Source organism: Clostridium sp. UBA1652 (assembly GCF_002320975.1).
In the GTDB taxonomy this organism is placed as follows: domain Bacteria; phylum Bacillota; class Clostridia; order Clostridiales; family Clostridiaceae; genus Clostridium_T; species Clostridium_T intestinale.
Window position 1 is genome coordinate 64,556 of sequence record NZ_DCLI01000079.1, and the last position, 16,241, is coordinate 80,796.

General features: G+C 30.0%; 16 protein-coding genes. 3 read left to right on the plus strand and 13 right to left on the minus strand.

What is annotated here, in order from left to right; genetic code table 11:
* Nucleotides 1–1,329: a 4Fe-4S dicluster domain-containing protein gene (locus B3N22_RS16690; RefSeq protein WP_286908811.1), complete on the minus strand. Its 1,329-nt coding sequence runs from the start codon at nucleotides 1,327–1,329 to the stop codon at nucleotides 1–3.
* Nucleotides 1,330–1,748: 419 nt separating this feature from the next.
* On the opposite strand from B3N22_RS16690, the gene B3N22_RS16695 reads away from it, so the two are divergent.
* Entirely contained in the window at nucleotides 1,749–1,991 is a 243-nt protein-coding gene (locus B3N22_RS16695) for a hypothetical protein (RefSeq protein ID WP_238906456.1), read from the plus strand.
* 62 nt (nucleotides 1,992–2,053) lie between these two features.
* The gene (locus B3N22_RS16700; RefSeq protein WP_286908812.1) at nucleotides 2,054–2,746 is read left to right on the plus strand and encodes a DUF2461 domain-containing protein; all 693 of its coding nucleotides are present in this window, start codon (nucleotides 2,054–2,056) and stop codon (nucleotides 2,744–2,746) included.
* A 294-nt stretch (nucleotides 2,747–3,040) separates the two neighbouring features.
* Here B3N22_RS16700 and B3N22_RS16705 read toward each other — a convergent pair whose 3' ends face one another.
* From B3N22_RS16705 to B3N22_RS16730, 6 genes are all read right to left on the minus strand, one after another.
* Complete coding sequence (locus B3N22_RS16705) at nucleotides 3,041–4,090, minus strand: ATP-binding protein (RefSeq protein WP_286908813.1); 1,050 nt, start codon at nucleotides 4,088–4,090, stop codon at nucleotides 3,041–3,043.
* Between the two features lie 142 nt (nucleotides 4,091–4,232).
* Nucleotides 4,233–5,306 carry an NADH:flavin oxidoreductase gene (locus tag B3N22_RS16710; RefSeq protein ID WP_286908814.1) on the minus strand — a complete coding sequence of 358 codons (1,074 nt, stop codon included), beginning with the start codon at nucleotides 5,304–5,306 and terminating at the stop codon, nucleotides 4,233–4,235.
* Nucleotides 5,307–5,325: 19 nt separating this feature from the next.
* A complete protein-coding gene (locus tag B3N22_RS16715; RefSeq protein WP_073018520.1) occupies nucleotides 5,326–5,904 on the minus strand; it encodes a TetR/AcrR family transcriptional regulator in 579 nt (192 codons plus the stop codon).
* Between the two features lie 263 nt (nucleotides 5,905–6,167).
* Entirely contained in the window at nucleotides 6,168–8,507 is a 2,340-nt protein-coding gene (locus B3N22_RS16720) for a transglutaminase-like domain-containing protein (RefSeq protein WP_286908815.1), read from the minus strand.
* Entirely contained in the window at nucleotides 8,494–9,717 is a 1,224-nt protein-coding gene (locus B3N22_RS16725) for a DUF58 domain-containing protein (RefSeq protein ID WP_286908816.1), read from the minus strand. The genes B3N22_RS16720 and B3N22_RS16725 overlap by 14 nt, the downstream gene beginning before the upstream one ends.
* Nucleotides 9,718–10,659 (minus strand): AAA family ATPase, encoded by a 942-nt coding sequence (locus B3N22_RS16730; protein ID WP_286908817.1) that lies wholly within the window; start codon nucleotides 10,657–10,659, stop codon nucleotides 9,718–9,720.
* Between the two features lie 320 nt (nucleotides 10,660–10,979).
* Here B3N22_RS16730 and B3N22_RS16735 point away from each other — a divergent pair, with 320 nt between their 5' ends.
* A complete protein-coding gene (locus tag B3N22_RS16735) occupies nucleotides 10,980–11,135 on the plus strand; it encodes a glycine zipper domain-containing protein (protein ID WP_286908818.1) in 156 nt (51 codons plus the stop codon).
* Nucleotides 11,136–11,157: 22 nt separating this feature from the next.
* Here B3N22_RS16735 and B3N22_RS16740 read toward each other — a convergent pair whose 3' ends face one another.
* The 6 genes from B3N22_RS16740 to B3N22_RS16765 form a co-directional block, all read right to left on the minus strand.
* Nucleotides 11,158–11,607, minus strand: a complete 450-nt coding sequence (locus tag B3N22_RS16740) for a hypothetical protein (protein ID WP_286908819.1) — start codon at nucleotides 11,605–11,607, stop codon at nucleotides 11,158–11,160.
* A gap of 24 nt (nucleotides 11,608–11,631) precedes the next feature.
* The gene (gene cax, locus B3N22_RS16745) at nucleotides 11,632–12,675 is read right to left on the minus strand and encodes a calcium/proton exchanger (RefSeq protein WP_286908820.1); all 1,044 of its coding nucleotides are present in this window, start codon (nucleotides 12,673–12,675) and stop codon (nucleotides 11,632–11,634) included.
* Between the two features lie 46 nt (nucleotides 12,676–12,721).
* Nucleotides 12,722–13,255: an ECF transporter S component gene (locus B3N22_RS16750; protein ID WP_286908821.1), complete on the minus strand. Its 534-nt coding sequence runs from the start codon at nucleotides 13,253–13,255 to the stop codon at nucleotides 12,722–12,724.
* A gap of 78 nt (nucleotides 13,256–13,333) precedes the next feature.
* Nucleotides 13,334–14,698 (minus strand): sensor histidine kinase, encoded by a 1,365-nt coding sequence (locus B3N22_RS16755; RefSeq protein WP_286908822.1) that lies wholly within the window; start codon nucleotides 14,696–14,698, stop codon nucleotides 13,334–13,336.
* Complete coding sequence (locus B3N22_RS16760; protein WP_286908824.1) at nucleotides 14,698–15,396, minus strand: response regulator transcription factor; 699 nt, start codon at nucleotides 15,394–15,396, stop codon at nucleotides 14,698–14,700. Before B3N22_RS16760 ends, B3N22_RS16755 begins: the two co-directional genes overlap by 1 nt.
* 108 nt (nucleotides 15,397–15,504) lie before the next feature.
* Nucleotides 15,505–15,957 carry a GNAT family N-acetyltransferase gene (locus B3N22_RS16765; RefSeq protein WP_073018508.1) on the minus strand — a complete coding sequence of 151 codons (453 nt, stop codon included), beginning with the start codon at nucleotides 15,955–15,957 and terminating at the stop codon, nucleotides 15,505–15,507.
* Nucleotides 15,958–16,241 lie beyond the last annotated feature (284 nt).

Sequence of the window (16,241 nt, forward strand, 5' to 3'; positions counted from 1 at the left end):
TTAATTCCTCCTTATAGATATAAACTCATTTGTGATTTCTGTTATAGTTCCTGATATACTTGCATGAATAGGTGCACCTAAACTGCCTTCTGGTATACCTCCTATTAAATCTCCTGCTTCAACATGGGTCCCTACTGAAACAACTGAAGTTGCTGGAGCACCAACATGTTGACTTCTTAGTACATGTACCTCTTCAGGTTCAACAAAACCATCCATGAAAGGAGCAGGTCTATCAAAACTTTTTAATCCAAGTCTTGCAATAAGTCTTTTACTTGGTACCAATCTATATTGACGGGCCTTTCTTGGTTCAAACTTATCTTTGATTGGCCTATATTTAATCTTTTGCTCAAAAAGCTTTTCTTTAAAATATACATTAGAGGCCTTAGGATAAAGTCCTGCTGGACAAGAAAATAACTCACATAAATTACATTGACAACATAGTTGAGCATTTTTTTGCCCCTCAACATTTTCAAGATTATAGGCCATAGCTCTCATCATCTTATGAGGCTGGGTATCATGTCCCAAAAGATAACGTGGACACATATCTGTACACATTCTGCATTGTTCACAAGAAGCTCTATTTACTCTTCTAGCTTGATTCATTTCCGTTGATTTTTTACGTATTAAGGAATGTTCTTTTTTAAGTATTACAAAACCCTTATTTTTCTTAGTTACATATCCATCTAGATTTTTCATAACTGGGCCCATCATGGGTCCACCATCAATAACTGCATAATCATTAAACTCTGTTATACCACTAAGTTTTAATACATCAATTATCTTAGTCCCAACTGGTACACAAGCTGTTATTGGACTTGGTACATCACCTGTAACAGTTATATATTTTCTGGTTACTGATTTTCCAAGTGATGCATTATAAATGTTTAGTGAAGTTTCGCTATTTACAACTACACATCCTACTTGAATGGGAATTCCAGCCTCAGGAACAACTCGTCCTGTTAATTCATAAACTAAAACCTGTTCATCTCCAGCAGGATAAATATCAGGAAGTTCTTTAACCTCAATCTTTTCATTAAGGTTAAATTCAATTATTCTATTTCTCAAAATAGAAATTACCTCTTTATGTTTTTCTTTTACTCCTATAATTCCTTTCTTTGCTGAAACTAGTTCTCTTGCAGCTTCAAACCCCTTAATTATTTCATTAGGATATATTTTCATAAGCTGCTGATCCACCCTTAATAATGGTTCACATTCAGCTCCATTTAAAAGTATAAATTCTGCCTTACCAGATAGTTTTGCATGAGTAGGAAATCCTGCCCCTCCTGCACCAATAACTCCTGCATATTTTACTTTATCTAAAAGATTCATAGTTTGTACTCCCCCCCTTAATTTTACAGTAATAATGTTAAACGGACTTTAATGAAATCCTAGCAGGATTTCTACAGTAATAATGCTAAAAGGATTTCTACTGCACTAATGCTAAAAGGATTCTAATGAAGTCTTTGCAAGACTTCTACAGCAATAATGTGTGTAACGTTTTCAAGTTATCTGTTTAAAGGTATTGTAGCACAAATTTAAAGTTGACAGTTAGTAATATTAAGTACTCTTAGAGGTCTGTTTTTTACCTAAAAAAGTCTCTATGAAAATTTAAATACTCCACCTATTCCTTTTTAAGACCTTGGTCGATTATTACAAAATTTCGTGCTTTTATTACATAATTTTAGCTTGTACGTATATACATGGTATAATATAGTAAAGATTATTTATATTAAAAGGAGGAGTTATTTATGTTTTCATTTAAAAAAGAAGATGTTTGGATTGGCTACTCTTTAAAGGATTTATCAAAAGTTATTAGAGTATTATTAGATAATAATATAGAATATACAAACAATAAAGTTAGTACCTTAAGAAATGATGAAAGTACAAATTTAAGAAGATATGATGAAACTCAATATACTATAACTGTAAGTAAAAGAAATGCCAAGGAAGCTAAATATCTTATAAATAATGTTTTAAGTAAAGATGTCTAACTAGTGCTTTCTTTTAATTATCTAATATAAAATACATAAATACCATAAAAGGAGGCTTTCCTATGTCAACTATAGGTGAGAGAAGCTTTGAAGGTTTCTCGAATGAAACTATAGATTTTTTAAAAAATCTAAAAGAAAATAATAATAAATTGTGGTTTGAGGAAAATAAAGAAAAATATATACATCATTTACTTACTCCAATGAAATACTTAGTTATGGATTTAAGCAGTTTTATCCTTTCTATTGACCCTTTGCTTGAGGTAACTCCATCTTCTGGATACACAATCTCAAAAATTTACCGTGACACAAGATTTTCAAAGGATAAATCTCCTTATAAAATTAGGATGTGGATAACCTTTAAAAGAAGATCAAAAGAATGGTCCTCAAATCCAGCCTTCTTTTTTGAGCTGTCTCCTGATTCCTATAGATATGGAATGGGGTTTTTTCAAGCTAACCCAACTACTATGAAAATATTTAGAGAAAACATTGATGCCTCCTTAGATACATTCAAAAATGCAATATCTTTTTACTCAAAACAAGATGTTTTTGTTGTTGAAGGAGATAAATATAAACGAATTTTAGATAAAGAAAAAACTGAAGATATAAATGAGTGGTATCAAAGAAAAAACTTATATTTAGTTTGTAATAAAGAAATAGACAACTTATTATTTTCAAAAGAACTTGTTGATAAGCTAATCGCTGATTTTAGCTTAATAAAAGACTTCTATACTTATCTGAACCAACTTAAAGATTAAATAAACCATATTTTTAAATAAAATCTAATAAAAAATAAATTGCCCTATTGTATTTAGAAAACTCTATTGTTATAATATAACTACAAGCTGATATTACAATATAAGTTTTATCTACAAACTCTTATACATATGAAGTTATATACGCAGTTTAAATGTAGCAATTATCAAAATATAATTTATTTCAATATTCATATTAAGAATGCAAGTTTTCAGCTTGCAGGCAGAGTTTGTAAACGACTTCCCTAAAAATGTATATTATAGGAATAGGATTCTTCATGAAACCTATTCCTTTTTTTATATAAGTTTGTATTTTTGCTTTCTACTCCTTATGTTTGATGGTACAGTATAAGTTATTAACTTATGTTCTAACAACTTACAAATAGCTCTTTTTAGATTCCCACTCTTATCTCCATATCCTAGATAGTTTGATAGTTCTTTCTTTGATAAAGGTCCCTGAGCCAAAAGTTCTAATATTTTCTCTTCTCTTTTGTTTAAAAGAATATCTCTTTGTTCCTTTTTATTTGATTGCACAGCTTGTTTTTCTTTTTCATCCATAAAATGAGAATTTACATATAATTTGACCATGAAATATGATCTCTTCTCATCAGTTTCAAATATAGGTTGTTTTGAATTATTATTTTTCATTGCTTTCATGATTTTTGATAGACCTGTAGCTATCCCCCTTGATAACTTAAGGTTTTTTAAACTTTCACCTATTCTCTTGTTTCTATATCTTCTAACTAAAACTTCGCCTTTATATATATCCTCTTTTTTTATAAACTTATCTGGTCCTGGATAATTTATAATAACAATTTTCTCCCTATCTATTTTTATTTCTGTAGGTGTACCATTTAAATAGTCTCTATGATAAAAAGCATTTACAACAGCTTCTTTTATCGCCTCTAATGGATAGTTGTAAACTCTATCCCCTTCTATATATTTTAACATTATCACGTAGGTTTCCATATATCTTAAAACCCCTCTTATATTCTCATGAATAGGCCCATCAAAAGTCTGTTCTATGATCTTATCAGAAGTAAGTCCTACAATGTGTACCAACTGCAACTGACATCCTTGAATAAAATTTTCTGGTTTCTCATTAAACATCAAAAGTCCTATGTTTTTAGGTTTTAGTTCATCATCAATCATATCTAGCTCTTTTAGTAACTTTTCTTTTGAAGTCTTTAATCTTTCTTCAAATAATGGACTTTCTATATCATAAAGATATTGTCGTATGAATCCCAATCTTAAATCCTCAATATTTCCTTTTGGATGTACCATGTCATCATAAGAGGTTACTTCAAACTCATTTATTTTTACCTTGTTGCTTTCATATTTTCTCATAGATCTCATCATCTCCTAATTAAAGTTCCATGTATTATATGTTAAGGTATTAATTTCGGTTAAAAAGACAAAAAACTCAGCTTCACTGAGTTTTTTATTTTTGATATTGATTGTACCAATCAAAATATCATACTATATGATTTTATTTATTAAATATGCATTTTGTTTCTGCACCAAAACACTTGGTACATGAAATACATTTTGCTGGTGTCTTATCACCACTTATCCAACGATTAACAAGCTCTGGTTCTCTTATGAAAGGTCTACTAAGAGAAACGTACTCAATTTTTGTTTCCTTAATAATATCTGTTAAGTTATCTATATCTCTATGACCGCCAACACATATAACTGGAATGTCCACTTCTTCTGCAATTTCTTCTGCATGTTTTCTAAAATATGCTTCTGTTTCTGAAGTTACTCTTCTAATTGTTCCTTCATTAGCTCTAGATCCTGCTGTCCCCCCGCTAATTTCAACAGCACTTAATCCTGCTTCCTCTAACACTTTACATACATACTTACACTCTTCAAGATTTAATCCTTGCTCCATAAAATCTTCACAATTTATTTTTGCTAGAATAGGATAATCAGGATCAACTGCTTCTCTAATACCACTACAAATCTCCACAACCACTCTTGCCCTATTTTCTATATTTCCACCATATTCATCAGTTCTTCTATTAAAATAAGGAGTTAAAAAGCGACTAAGTAAATATCCATGTGCTACATGTAATTGCACTCCATCAAAACCAGCTTTTTTTGCTCTTACTGCTCCATTAACAAAGCTTTCTTTCATAATTTCTATATCATCTTTAGTCATTTCTTTTATTCCAGGCATTGATGCTAAATCTTCAATTACAGTAGGCGCCCATAATGCACCTTCATTATTACTTCTGTTTTGAGCTCCATTACAAACAAGTTGCATAATAATATTAGTATTATGCTTATGCACGACATCTGTAAGTTCTTTATACTCTGATATAAATGAATCATTATAAATTGCCATTTGTCCTGGAACAATTTTTTCTATATCTGTTACATTTGTTAGCCCAGTTATAATGGTTCCAACGCCGCCTTTTGCAAGTTCTTCATAATGATTAATAAGCCTTTCTGTAACATGTCCTAAGCTATCAGCTCTACCATCATGAGTTGCTGAACGAACAAATCTGTTCTTCATATTCATTCCTGACAATTGTGTTAAATCAAATAATGTTTTCATAAAAATACTCTCCTCTTAATTAATTTTTAAACATAGCCAATAAATTATCTACTATATGATGTAACTTTTCTTTGCTCACTGAAGTTCTAGTATATACCCTAATTCCAAGCAGTGTGCTATGTAAAATTCCCGCTAAATCATCCGCATTAAAGTTTTTTGAAAATTCTCCTGTCTGTTGTCCTTTTCGAACAAGTTCCGCAAAAAGACTCTCTGTTCTTAAAAAAGACTCTTCTGTCTTTTCCTCAACCTCTCTATCTCTTAGCGCCAGTTCAGTAGTTGCATTTACAAGTAAACATCCTAATGATTTATCTTTTTCTCCTCCAATAGCATATTCAAAAATAGTTTCTATAGCTTTACTTGAAGTTTCAGCATTTAGCGTTTTTTCTTTTATCTTCTCTTGGATATATTCTTTATAGCAATCTATAGCTTTAAGATATAAGGTATGTTTATCACCAAAGGTATCATATAAACTTTTTCTATGTATTCCCATATGATCCACTAAGTCTCCCATAGATGTCTTCTCATAACCTTGCTCCCAAAATAATTCCATCGCTTTATGAAGAGCAACTTCTTCATCAAACTCTCTGCTTCTTCCCATTTTTACCTCCCAACATATACTTTCTTTATTTGAACTTATTTTCATAATTTAGAATTAAAGAATGACCGTTCTTTAATTTATATACTGAGTATATCAATAAGAGAATGAACGGTCAAGTATTTTTTTATTTAATTAAATAGTTAAAACCCCAATATAACAATCACTACAAATGATCTCGTTATATTGGGGTTTTATAATGTTTTTATTTCACTATGACTGTTATAGCATTTACACAAAAACTTACTCTAAAAGTAATCTAATATTTATATCACTCCAAGTATCTTGCTATAAAGAAAAAACTTAAATACTCCTATTCTCTCCTTAGAGTAATGTGGAAACTTATTATAAAAATCTATTATAAATTTTAGTTCCTTCTCATCAACAGAAGTATTACTATACCTAGCCTTTATAAATATATAAGTTACGCTATTAAATTCTGATAAATTGGAGTTTTCTACTACTCTCATCGAATATTTTAGCGGAGTCTCTCCTGGTTCAAGCTTAAGTCCTTGAACAGAAAGAGCTTTTAAAAAATAATCATAAAATTCTAATACTTGTTCTTCAGTAGTTAATTTTTTTAATTTATCCATATAATATCTTCGTTTAATTGGAGAAAAGCCTGCTATCCATAATACTGATATTAAAAATATAGCTAAGCCAACTTTTAAACCTAGGTTTTTAGGATCAGAACTTTTATTAACTGTTTGAGTTTCCTCTTCCTTCTCTTCTCTTAAATTCTTGTTGGTACTTGAGGAGCTTTCATTTCTCTCAGGTTGATTTTCTCTATTATCTACAGGATTATTTATAGGATTAGCAACAGCTTCTTGACTTAAATTTTGTGAAAATGCTGCTGTAGGTTCAAAAGGAATCCAACCTAAACCTTCAAAATAAACCTCAACCCAAGCATGTGCTCTATTATTTGTAACTTGATATGTTGTACCATAAGTTGGACTATTGGGAAGAACATATCCCTCAACATATCTAGCCGGAAGTCCTAAAGAGCGAGTTAAAATAGTCATAGCTGAAGCAAAATATGTGCAATAGCCAACTTTTTTATCAAACAAAAAGTAATCTACAAAATCACTCCCTTGAGGTACACTTCCAGGTTTTAAGGTGTATTTATAGTTTTGAGATAGATAACTTTCAATGGCTTTTACTTTATCATAATCACTTTTTTGCTTAGATGTTATTTCTAAAGCTAGTTCTTTTACTCTACTTGGTACACTAGCTGGAACTTCTAAATATTTCGAATACCTATCATTTGAAATCTCATCATACTTTTTAATATTCCATTGTGATGATGAACTTAAAGCATACTGACCACTCTTTTTAGCTCCACTTAAATAATCTCTATATAGTCCTCTGCTGCTTTTTGAACCTAGATAATCCAGTTGTTCTCTATTTTTATTGATATCATAGACATTCACCATATACTCAAATCGTCTATCAAATAAAATGTCACTAGATACTACTCCATAATTATCAACAAAAACTCTTGTATTTTTATCACCAAAATTTAACTCCTCAGTTTTTGATGGTACAAAAATCGTATTTGTTTGTAGATTTTCATAAGTGATTTTTATTGGTACCTTATCAAAAAGCTCATCTAAAAAAATAGGCCCATCAAGTATAAGTTTGCTTCCTTCCGATAGTTCAAGTAAATCCTCATTAAATGATAAAAGTGTATTCACTTCCCCTAAATTCGTAAGCTCTGAATCACTAGTTTCCCAGGAGTAGCCAGTATATGTATCTCTTACTGCACCCTTTAAATATATACCTCCCCTAGGGGACTCCACACTCATCACTAGTGTATTATCAAGATCTGTATCTCCTCCTAGTTTTGAACCTTTAGGATTAAACCCTGTAGAACTTAAGTTAAAAGGTTTTGTGGTATTTATATTTAGTTTTGTTCTAACATAGCTATGAGCTGACTTTATCTTTAAGTCCATCCACTTCCACTTTATGTCTTCATTGCTTAAAGGAGGAATCATATAGGCAAATATAAAAATCACTAGGCATATTGGAAGAGCTGAAAGTAAAAATGATGCTGGAACTTCACTAGAACTTCTTTTATCTTTAGGAATATTTCTTATGTATATATGCTTAAAATAGGAAAGCAAAATCAGAAATACATAAAGATAAAAAGATGATTTAATAAAGAATTTATTGATCCATAGTATGGAAAATAAAGTTCCCCCCACAATCAATAGAAAATAGAAGTTAAACTTTCTAACTGTAAATATATATACTAACAGTGAAACAACAATAGCTATTCCAAAAAAGATGTATTTTTGATGTTCTATTGTAGGAGTTTCTTCTCCAGTTATATAACTTTCGATAATCTTAAAGGTTTGTTGATTTTTGATAAAATAAAGAAATAAACCTAATGAAATTAAGAAAAAAGCTAAAGCTGAAATTTTTTCATTTCTTTTATCTCTTAATATGATGGTGTATATGGAGGTAAATATAGAAACCACTATAAATACATATAATGAGTTATAACTTGACTTCATAACTGTAATCTGAATAATTGAGTGGATAAAGCTGAAGCTAAAGAATATACTCATTATTACATTTATAAAAGTATTCTTAAATTTTTTCATCTATTATATCCCCTCCATTTTCAAGCACAGTTTTTATATCACTTGTTATATTTATATAATATAAGCTTATTCCAATCTCCTTTAGCCCTTTTAGAATTCCGCTTATATCCTCACTTTCGCCTTCAATCTCTTTGGGAGATACATAAATTAATCCTATATTATTACTAGCCGTTTTTACCTTATATAAAACTTCATAAAGTGAATAACTTATATTTGAAGTTGCTATAAGTATGTTTTGCATATTTACATTTTCATCTACCATAAGGGTGATAATATCTTCAATATTTATATCTTGATTAAACTTAACTGTGGAAAAAAATCTATAAAGATTTTCAAAATCCATAGGGCTTCTGCATTCCAAATTAACTATCTTTTTGTCGTAATAAGAAAATTTAACTTCAGCACTAGTATCTATCAGATATTTTAAAACCCCAATTGAAGCCTCAATTTGTTTATCTTCAATTAGGTTATTCGTTTCTTCTTTATAAGAGTTTTTCTTAAGGTCAAATATAAACAGTAGATTCTGAGCTTCAGTTCCTTCAAACTTCTTTACCATCATCTCATTCATCTTTGCTGTAAGCTTCCAATGTACCCTATTTAAGCTATCTCCATAATTATATTTATTTATTTCATCAACTACAGAAGTATCCTCATATATACCCTTGTGATTTAAAGAGTTATAAGCGTGCATATCTTCCCTTACATAAAATCTTTCTATATTTATAACTCTAGGATAAACCTTGACTTTAAGAGGTTTTTTAGCTTTATATCTTAATTTAAATATTCCGAGGAAGTCCCTCATTTCAATGGTCTTAACTCCTACTTGAAATTCTCCTCTATATTTATAAATATACTCAAGCTTAAATCTTCTTTTACTAAAAGGAGGGATGAACACATTTTTACTTGACGCCTTTTGGGATTTGTTATTAGCGCTGTCATGTAATTCTATATTCACATATGGAAGAAGAAATAATCCATTGTTTATAACAGTTAAGATGTACTTTACCTTTTCCCCCTTTTCAACTGAGTTTCTCTCTAGTTCTTGTGAATATTTAAAACCAAAATATCCAAAAACAAGATTTGAAAATGATACTATAGGAAGGGTTAGTACTGTATATAAGAGCATATATGGAACCTTACCTCCATAATAGTATACAAACATCAGTACCATGAAAAGAATGAATATATATGAAACTCTATTTGCTTTCATCTATCTCACCATAGGAACGCGTACACTTTGTACTATATCTTTAAGAATATCTTCTGGTCCAATTTTCTTAAGCTTTGCTCCTTGACTTAAAACTAATCTATGAGAAAGTACTGGTACCATCATTTTTATAATATCATCAGGAATCACATAATTTCTGCTATTATAGAAAGCCCACGCCTGTGCTGCTCTAAATAGAGAAATAGATCCTCTTATACTTGAACCTATAACTACATCAGGATGATTACGAGTTTTCTCAACTATAGCTACTATATAGTTTCTTAAGCTTTCATCTAAATGAATCTTTTTGATTTCTTCTTGAACCCAAATTATATCACTGCTATCTGCAACAAAACTAAGATTATTAAGTGGATTTTCATACTGAAGATTTGCAAGTATTCTACTTTCATCTTCATTTTTAGGATAACCTATTGATATCTTCATTAAAAATCTATCAAGTTGTGCCTCTGGAAGGGGATAAGTACCTAGATACTCTATTGGATTTTGAGTTGCAAGAACCATGAAAGGTTTAGGAACCTTATATGTTGTACCATCAACTGTTACTTGATTTTCTTCCATTACTTCAAGTAAACTTGCCTGAGTTTTAGGTGAAGTTCTATTTATTTCGTCTGCAAGTATTATTTGACTCATTATTGAACCATGACGATACTCAAACTCTCTAGTCTTTTGATTAAACATAGTAAATCCAGTTATATCTGATGGCAAAATATCAGGTGTAAATTGTATTCTCTTAAAACTTGCATTTATTGATTTTGCAAGAGCTGAAACAAGACTAGTTTTCCCAACACCAGGGATATCCTCTATAAGAACATGTCCATTACACGCCAAAGAAATTACAACTAACTCAACAGTTTCTCTTTTTCCTATTATTACATTCTCAACATTATCAACAATTCTTTCTAGTATGTTCGCAATATCCTTCATTATTCACCTCGATTATCTAACTTTTCTGTAATTATATCCAATTTTCTTACATATTATAATTTTATCACATAATTCTACTTTTTTTCAGTTAATATATGTTATCATGTGGTGAAAAAGTGGTTACAGAATTTTTGAGTATTACTTAATATTTTATCATTTTATAAAGATGAATGTGTAAGTTTAATAGTATTCCATCCAACATTTATATAAATATTATTTCAGTATATTTTCCCATATAAGTCATATATAATAAAGAAAACATTATTTTAATAAAATAGTTTATACACCACATCAGTTATAAATTTATAGGGGTGAATTATATGAGTGACAACAATAATAAAAATAATAACAATTACTATTTTCCTATTTTTGTCGGAATTGGACTTTTATTTGGAATATTATTTGACCAATTAGCACTTGGACTATGTCTCGGTATCGCAATTGGACTTGCTTTAGACAATAAAAAGAATAAATAAAAAGGAGTTACTTGAACTCCCTTTAATCTTTCTTTTCAGTATAATACTCACTTATTAAATCCACATATCTTATAGCTTCTCTAAGTTTAGCTCCAGTAACTATCCTGTATCGCTTAGCAGCCATGATTTTCTCACCTTTTAAAATGAGGTTTTTTAATTCAATGTCTTCTAGTTCTGTTACTAGACCATGAATTCCATCAAACTTTATTGTTTGTTTAACCCATATTGAAGAACTCATTTTTATGCCTAGAAATATTAGTATCATTATATATAGTACTGATAACAAAAAAACTTTTACAATATTATAACTTGGTACACCAAATATGTAATTTGTGAGTACATGCAATCCAATAATTAATATTATCATAAATGCAGTAAACTGCACTGTTCTAAATACTATAAATTTTTTCTCACCTACAGTTTTTTGTTTGTTCCATACTTCTCTTTCTTTCTCTATCTTGTTTTCACTCATAAAATCCCCCTATAGTTATCAAAATTAAAATATAAAAAACGCCGCCCCAATTATCGCATATACTGCTAATAGTTGAACTCCTTCAAGCCAATTTGATTCTCCATCACTTGCTACTCTATTAGCTATAAGTACTGCAACTATAAGAGATATAAGCTCAAACTCATTAAAAACTATATCCATAGGAGTAAATAATAAGCTTAAGAATATAAGTACTGGTGTTACGAATAAAACTATCTGCAGGCTTGATCCTATAGCAATTTCAATAGCTACATCCATCTTATTTTTTATTGCCATCACTATAGCAGTGCTGTGCTCAGCTGCATTTCCTATGATAGGAATAAGAATTATACCAACAAAGAAGGTGCTTAATCCCAAAGCTTCTGTCATTGGTTCCACTGCACTTACTAAAAATTCACTTTCTACAGCTATTAAAACTGTTGCAAATACTAAAACCAAAATAGATTTCTTTAAAGACCACTTAGCCTCTCCTTCTTCTTCATGCTCAACTGCGTAAACATCCTTATGAGTATAAAAATTAAAAAATAAACTGAGTAAATAAATAATAAACATGATTGCAGCAACTACAATACTTAAGCCTTCATATGTACTATTTAAAAGTTCTGGACTCACCGTATGAGTAAATATTGCAGGGATAGCAAGTCCAATTACTGCAAATAAAAGCATACTTGAGGATACTTCTACTACCTTTTTATTGAAGGTTTGAGTTTTATACTTTATTCCTCCAGCTAATATACTAGCTCCAAGTACCAAAAGTATATTTCCTATAACAGATCCTGCTATAGAGGCTTTAACCACATCAAACAGTCCTTGTTTTAGTGCAAAAAATGATATTATAAGTTCAGTAGCATTACCAAAGGTTGCATTTAAAAATCCTCCAAGCTTAGGGCCTGTGTATACTGATATTTCCTCAGTTGCCTCTCCCATTAATCCAGCTAAAGGTACTATTGCAAGTGCTGCAAGTAAAAACATTATTGTAGGTGAAAAGTGTAAAAACTCCCCAACTATGCTGATTGGAATAAAAATTAATAGGTATCTTAATATCTTCATAAGTCTTCACCAATATGTAGGGTGTACTAGATAATTCCAGTACATCTTAGATAATAACCTTTCTTTGTTTAAGTATTTTTATAATGATTACAGTTATAATTCCACCAGCTATTGCAGTTATGAATTGAGTAAAGCCCATTGACACTGCAAGTTTTGCTAATATTTTTTCTGGTAGGTTTAATCCAAATACATACACAAGCTTTGTAGCTGATAAATATAAGAATATAAATTTAATAAATGCCCCTGCTAAAATTCCTATATAAAGACCAAAATTTTTATCTTTTAATAACCCAAATACAACTACATATAAAATATTTCCTATCATTATAAAAGGTATAAAAGGCATCATTGGTGAGGCAAGTTGTCCAACAAGTAATGCCATTATAGGTGTTAAAGCTCCTGTTATTCCTCCCCATTTAGTTCCACAGATAAATGCTGTTAACAGAAGTACACTGTTTACTAAAGGCCCAACTAAAAATTGGTTTACTTCTGGAACATTTTTTCCTATAAACTGTACCACTATAGCTATTGCTAATAGTATTGCTGCTCTTACGATATTTTTTGTATTTTTATTTTCCACGACATTCCCTCCTTTTAATAAAATTATATACTTATATTATATTATTTTCCATATCAAACAATTAGAAGCCATCAGAATTTAATTCCTAATGGCTTCTTCAAAATATATTCTAAAGGTAGTTCCTTCTCCAACTTCACTTTCTACTTCTATTTTTGCAGAATGCATCTGCAGTATACTTTTAACTACTGTAAGTCCAATACCATTGCCTTCTGTTTTGTGCCTGCTTTTATCTCCTCTATAAAGCCTTTCAAATATAAAAGGCAAATCCTCCTTATTAATACCTACTCCATCATCCTGAATCTCAACTATACTTTTATTATTCTCCGAGTATAATCTTATAGATATGTTACCTTTTTCTTTAGTGAACTTTATTGCATTTGATATTAGGTTTATAAAAACTTGCTTTAACTTATCAACATCAGCAGAAATACTAAAGTCATTTTTTGATTCTACAAAATAACTAAGTTGTATATTCTTTCTTTTGGAAATCATATAATAATCCTTACATATATCATCTAGTAGTTCTTCTAAATTTATTATTTCAAAGTTGTATCTTATGCTTTCTGATTCAAATTCCTTTAGAGTATCTAGATTATTTAGAAGTTTTCCAAATCTTATAACTTCCTCATTTAGATAACTAAGTCTTTCATCTGTAACTGGAAAAACTCCGTCTATCATTGCTTCTAGATTATTTTGAAGTACATTTAGAGGCGTTCTTATTTCATGGGACATATCAGAAATAAGTTGTTTTCTAAGTTTGTCTTGATTACTAAGTTTTTGAGCTAATACATCAATACTGCTTTTTAGCTCTTCTAATTCTTTGATATTAGTTTTCATGTTTGATGTACCTTCAAATTCCCCATTAGATAAATTTACAGACCTATCTATAACCTCTTTAATAGGAGATGTAAACTGTTTAGAGAAATACATACTTATACCTATTATTAATATCGTAGCTGATATTCCACTTAAGATGATACTCTTATTTATAGATGACTTAAAGTTGATATCCTCTTCTGTTAATAATACAGAGGAATATTGTCCTATGTCTACATATCCAACTATTTGATTATCAACAACTATATCAAATTTTTTAGTTGAATATACTCCATTATTCTCCATCATCATGGAGTTAAACTTTATATCTTTAGGGTCCATGCCCCATACAACATCCTTATTTTTATCATAAAGAGTGATGCAGTAACTTCCCATATAAGCTTCATGAGCTAACTCTTTTCCCGAACTCTCACTCCACTTTCCATCTTTCTTATATACTTCCTGCATGTAATCAACTATTCTTTCATACCTCTTATCTTGTATATCCTGCATGTATTTATTAAACTTATTATTTATAGTAAGATTAACAAACAGAATTATAAAAAGAATAGCTATAATAGAGCATGCAACAAACAGTATACTTAATCTTCTTCTAATTGATTGCACTAACTATCACCACCAAATTTATAACCTACCTTCATTACAGTTATTATATATTTAGGATTTTTGCTATCTTCCTCTATCTTCTTACGGAGATTTTTAATATGTACATCTATTGTTCTATCATATCCATCAAAATCTAAGCCAAAAACCTTATCTATAAGTTGTTCTCTTGTTAGTACTTTTCCGTTATTTTTTGCTAATACATATAAGATATCAAACTCATTGGGAGTAACTGATATCCCTTTCCCATCTATCAAGACACGTCTTTCATCATAGCTTATTATGAGTTTACCATCATTAAAAGAAAGTATATCGGCTTTATCCAAAGCTCCTATTCTTCTAAATAATGCATTTACCCTTGCTGTAAGTTCTCTAGGGCTAAAGGGTTTAACTAAGTATTCATCAGCTCCCATATTTAGGCCTTCTATCTTGTTTTCTAATGACCCTTTTGCAGTTAACATGTACAGATATACCTCTGATTTATTATCAGAAAAACTTCTTATTTCCTTGCAAACTTCTTCTCCACTGATATCTGGAAGCATCAAATCTAATATAACAAGTTTGAAATCTATTTTCTTGAACAGTTCAAGGCCCATCAGTCCTCTTGTTTCATGGTACACCTTATACCCCTCTTTTTCTAGATAGGCCTTAATGACCTCTCCAACCTTTTCTTCATCTTCTATTATCAATATGTTGTTCATGTTTCACCTCTAGTTTTATAGATTCTCTTAAATTATATCAAGTTTTTTTAAAGATTATATGAAGAAAACAAAAAAGATGCTGCATGATATCACACAACATCTCTTATCTTATACAAACTTAGCCATCTTTATTATTCTTTCACCGAAGGTAATCTTATCATATATCTTTTTGTAATCTAACTTCTCATAGAATTTTGATACCTGTTCATTCTTAGCTAATAGCGAAACACCATTGTACTCTTCCTTCTTAGCGGTTTGTTCAGCATATTTCATAAGAGCTTTACCTATTCCTAAACCTCTTGCTCTAGACGAAGTTGCAATATTAGATACATATAAATCACCTTTTTTACATTCACGAAATCTTATATAATTAACTCTTTTCATTAAAAAATAGAGCTTATCTCTTAATCCTTCAACCCAATTAATAACTCTAAAATCAGTTCTAATTGTTAGTTTATCTAAATCTTCATAGGGTATCATAACTATTGCACCTAAAACTTCATCATTAAAAGCAGCTACAGTTATATTTTCTTTACTATACCTTGAATCTTCTTCTCTGATTAGTTCTTCTAAGTTTTCTAATGTTTCCTCCGGAGTTTCTCCCCCTCAAACGTATTTAGGATCTGGCTCAGTATTGTAAATAAGAGTCGCTATTTTACTAATATCCTTATCTTGTGCCTCTCTAATAATAATATCTTTCATAATAAAACCTCACTTTTTAATCATCTTACTTATATTATAGTAAAGAAGATCCTATTATTAAATTCACTTATATGCTCACATATTAGTACTAAAGCGATGAATTCTACCTCTTCATAAACTTACCAAACCTACAAAAGTACTTT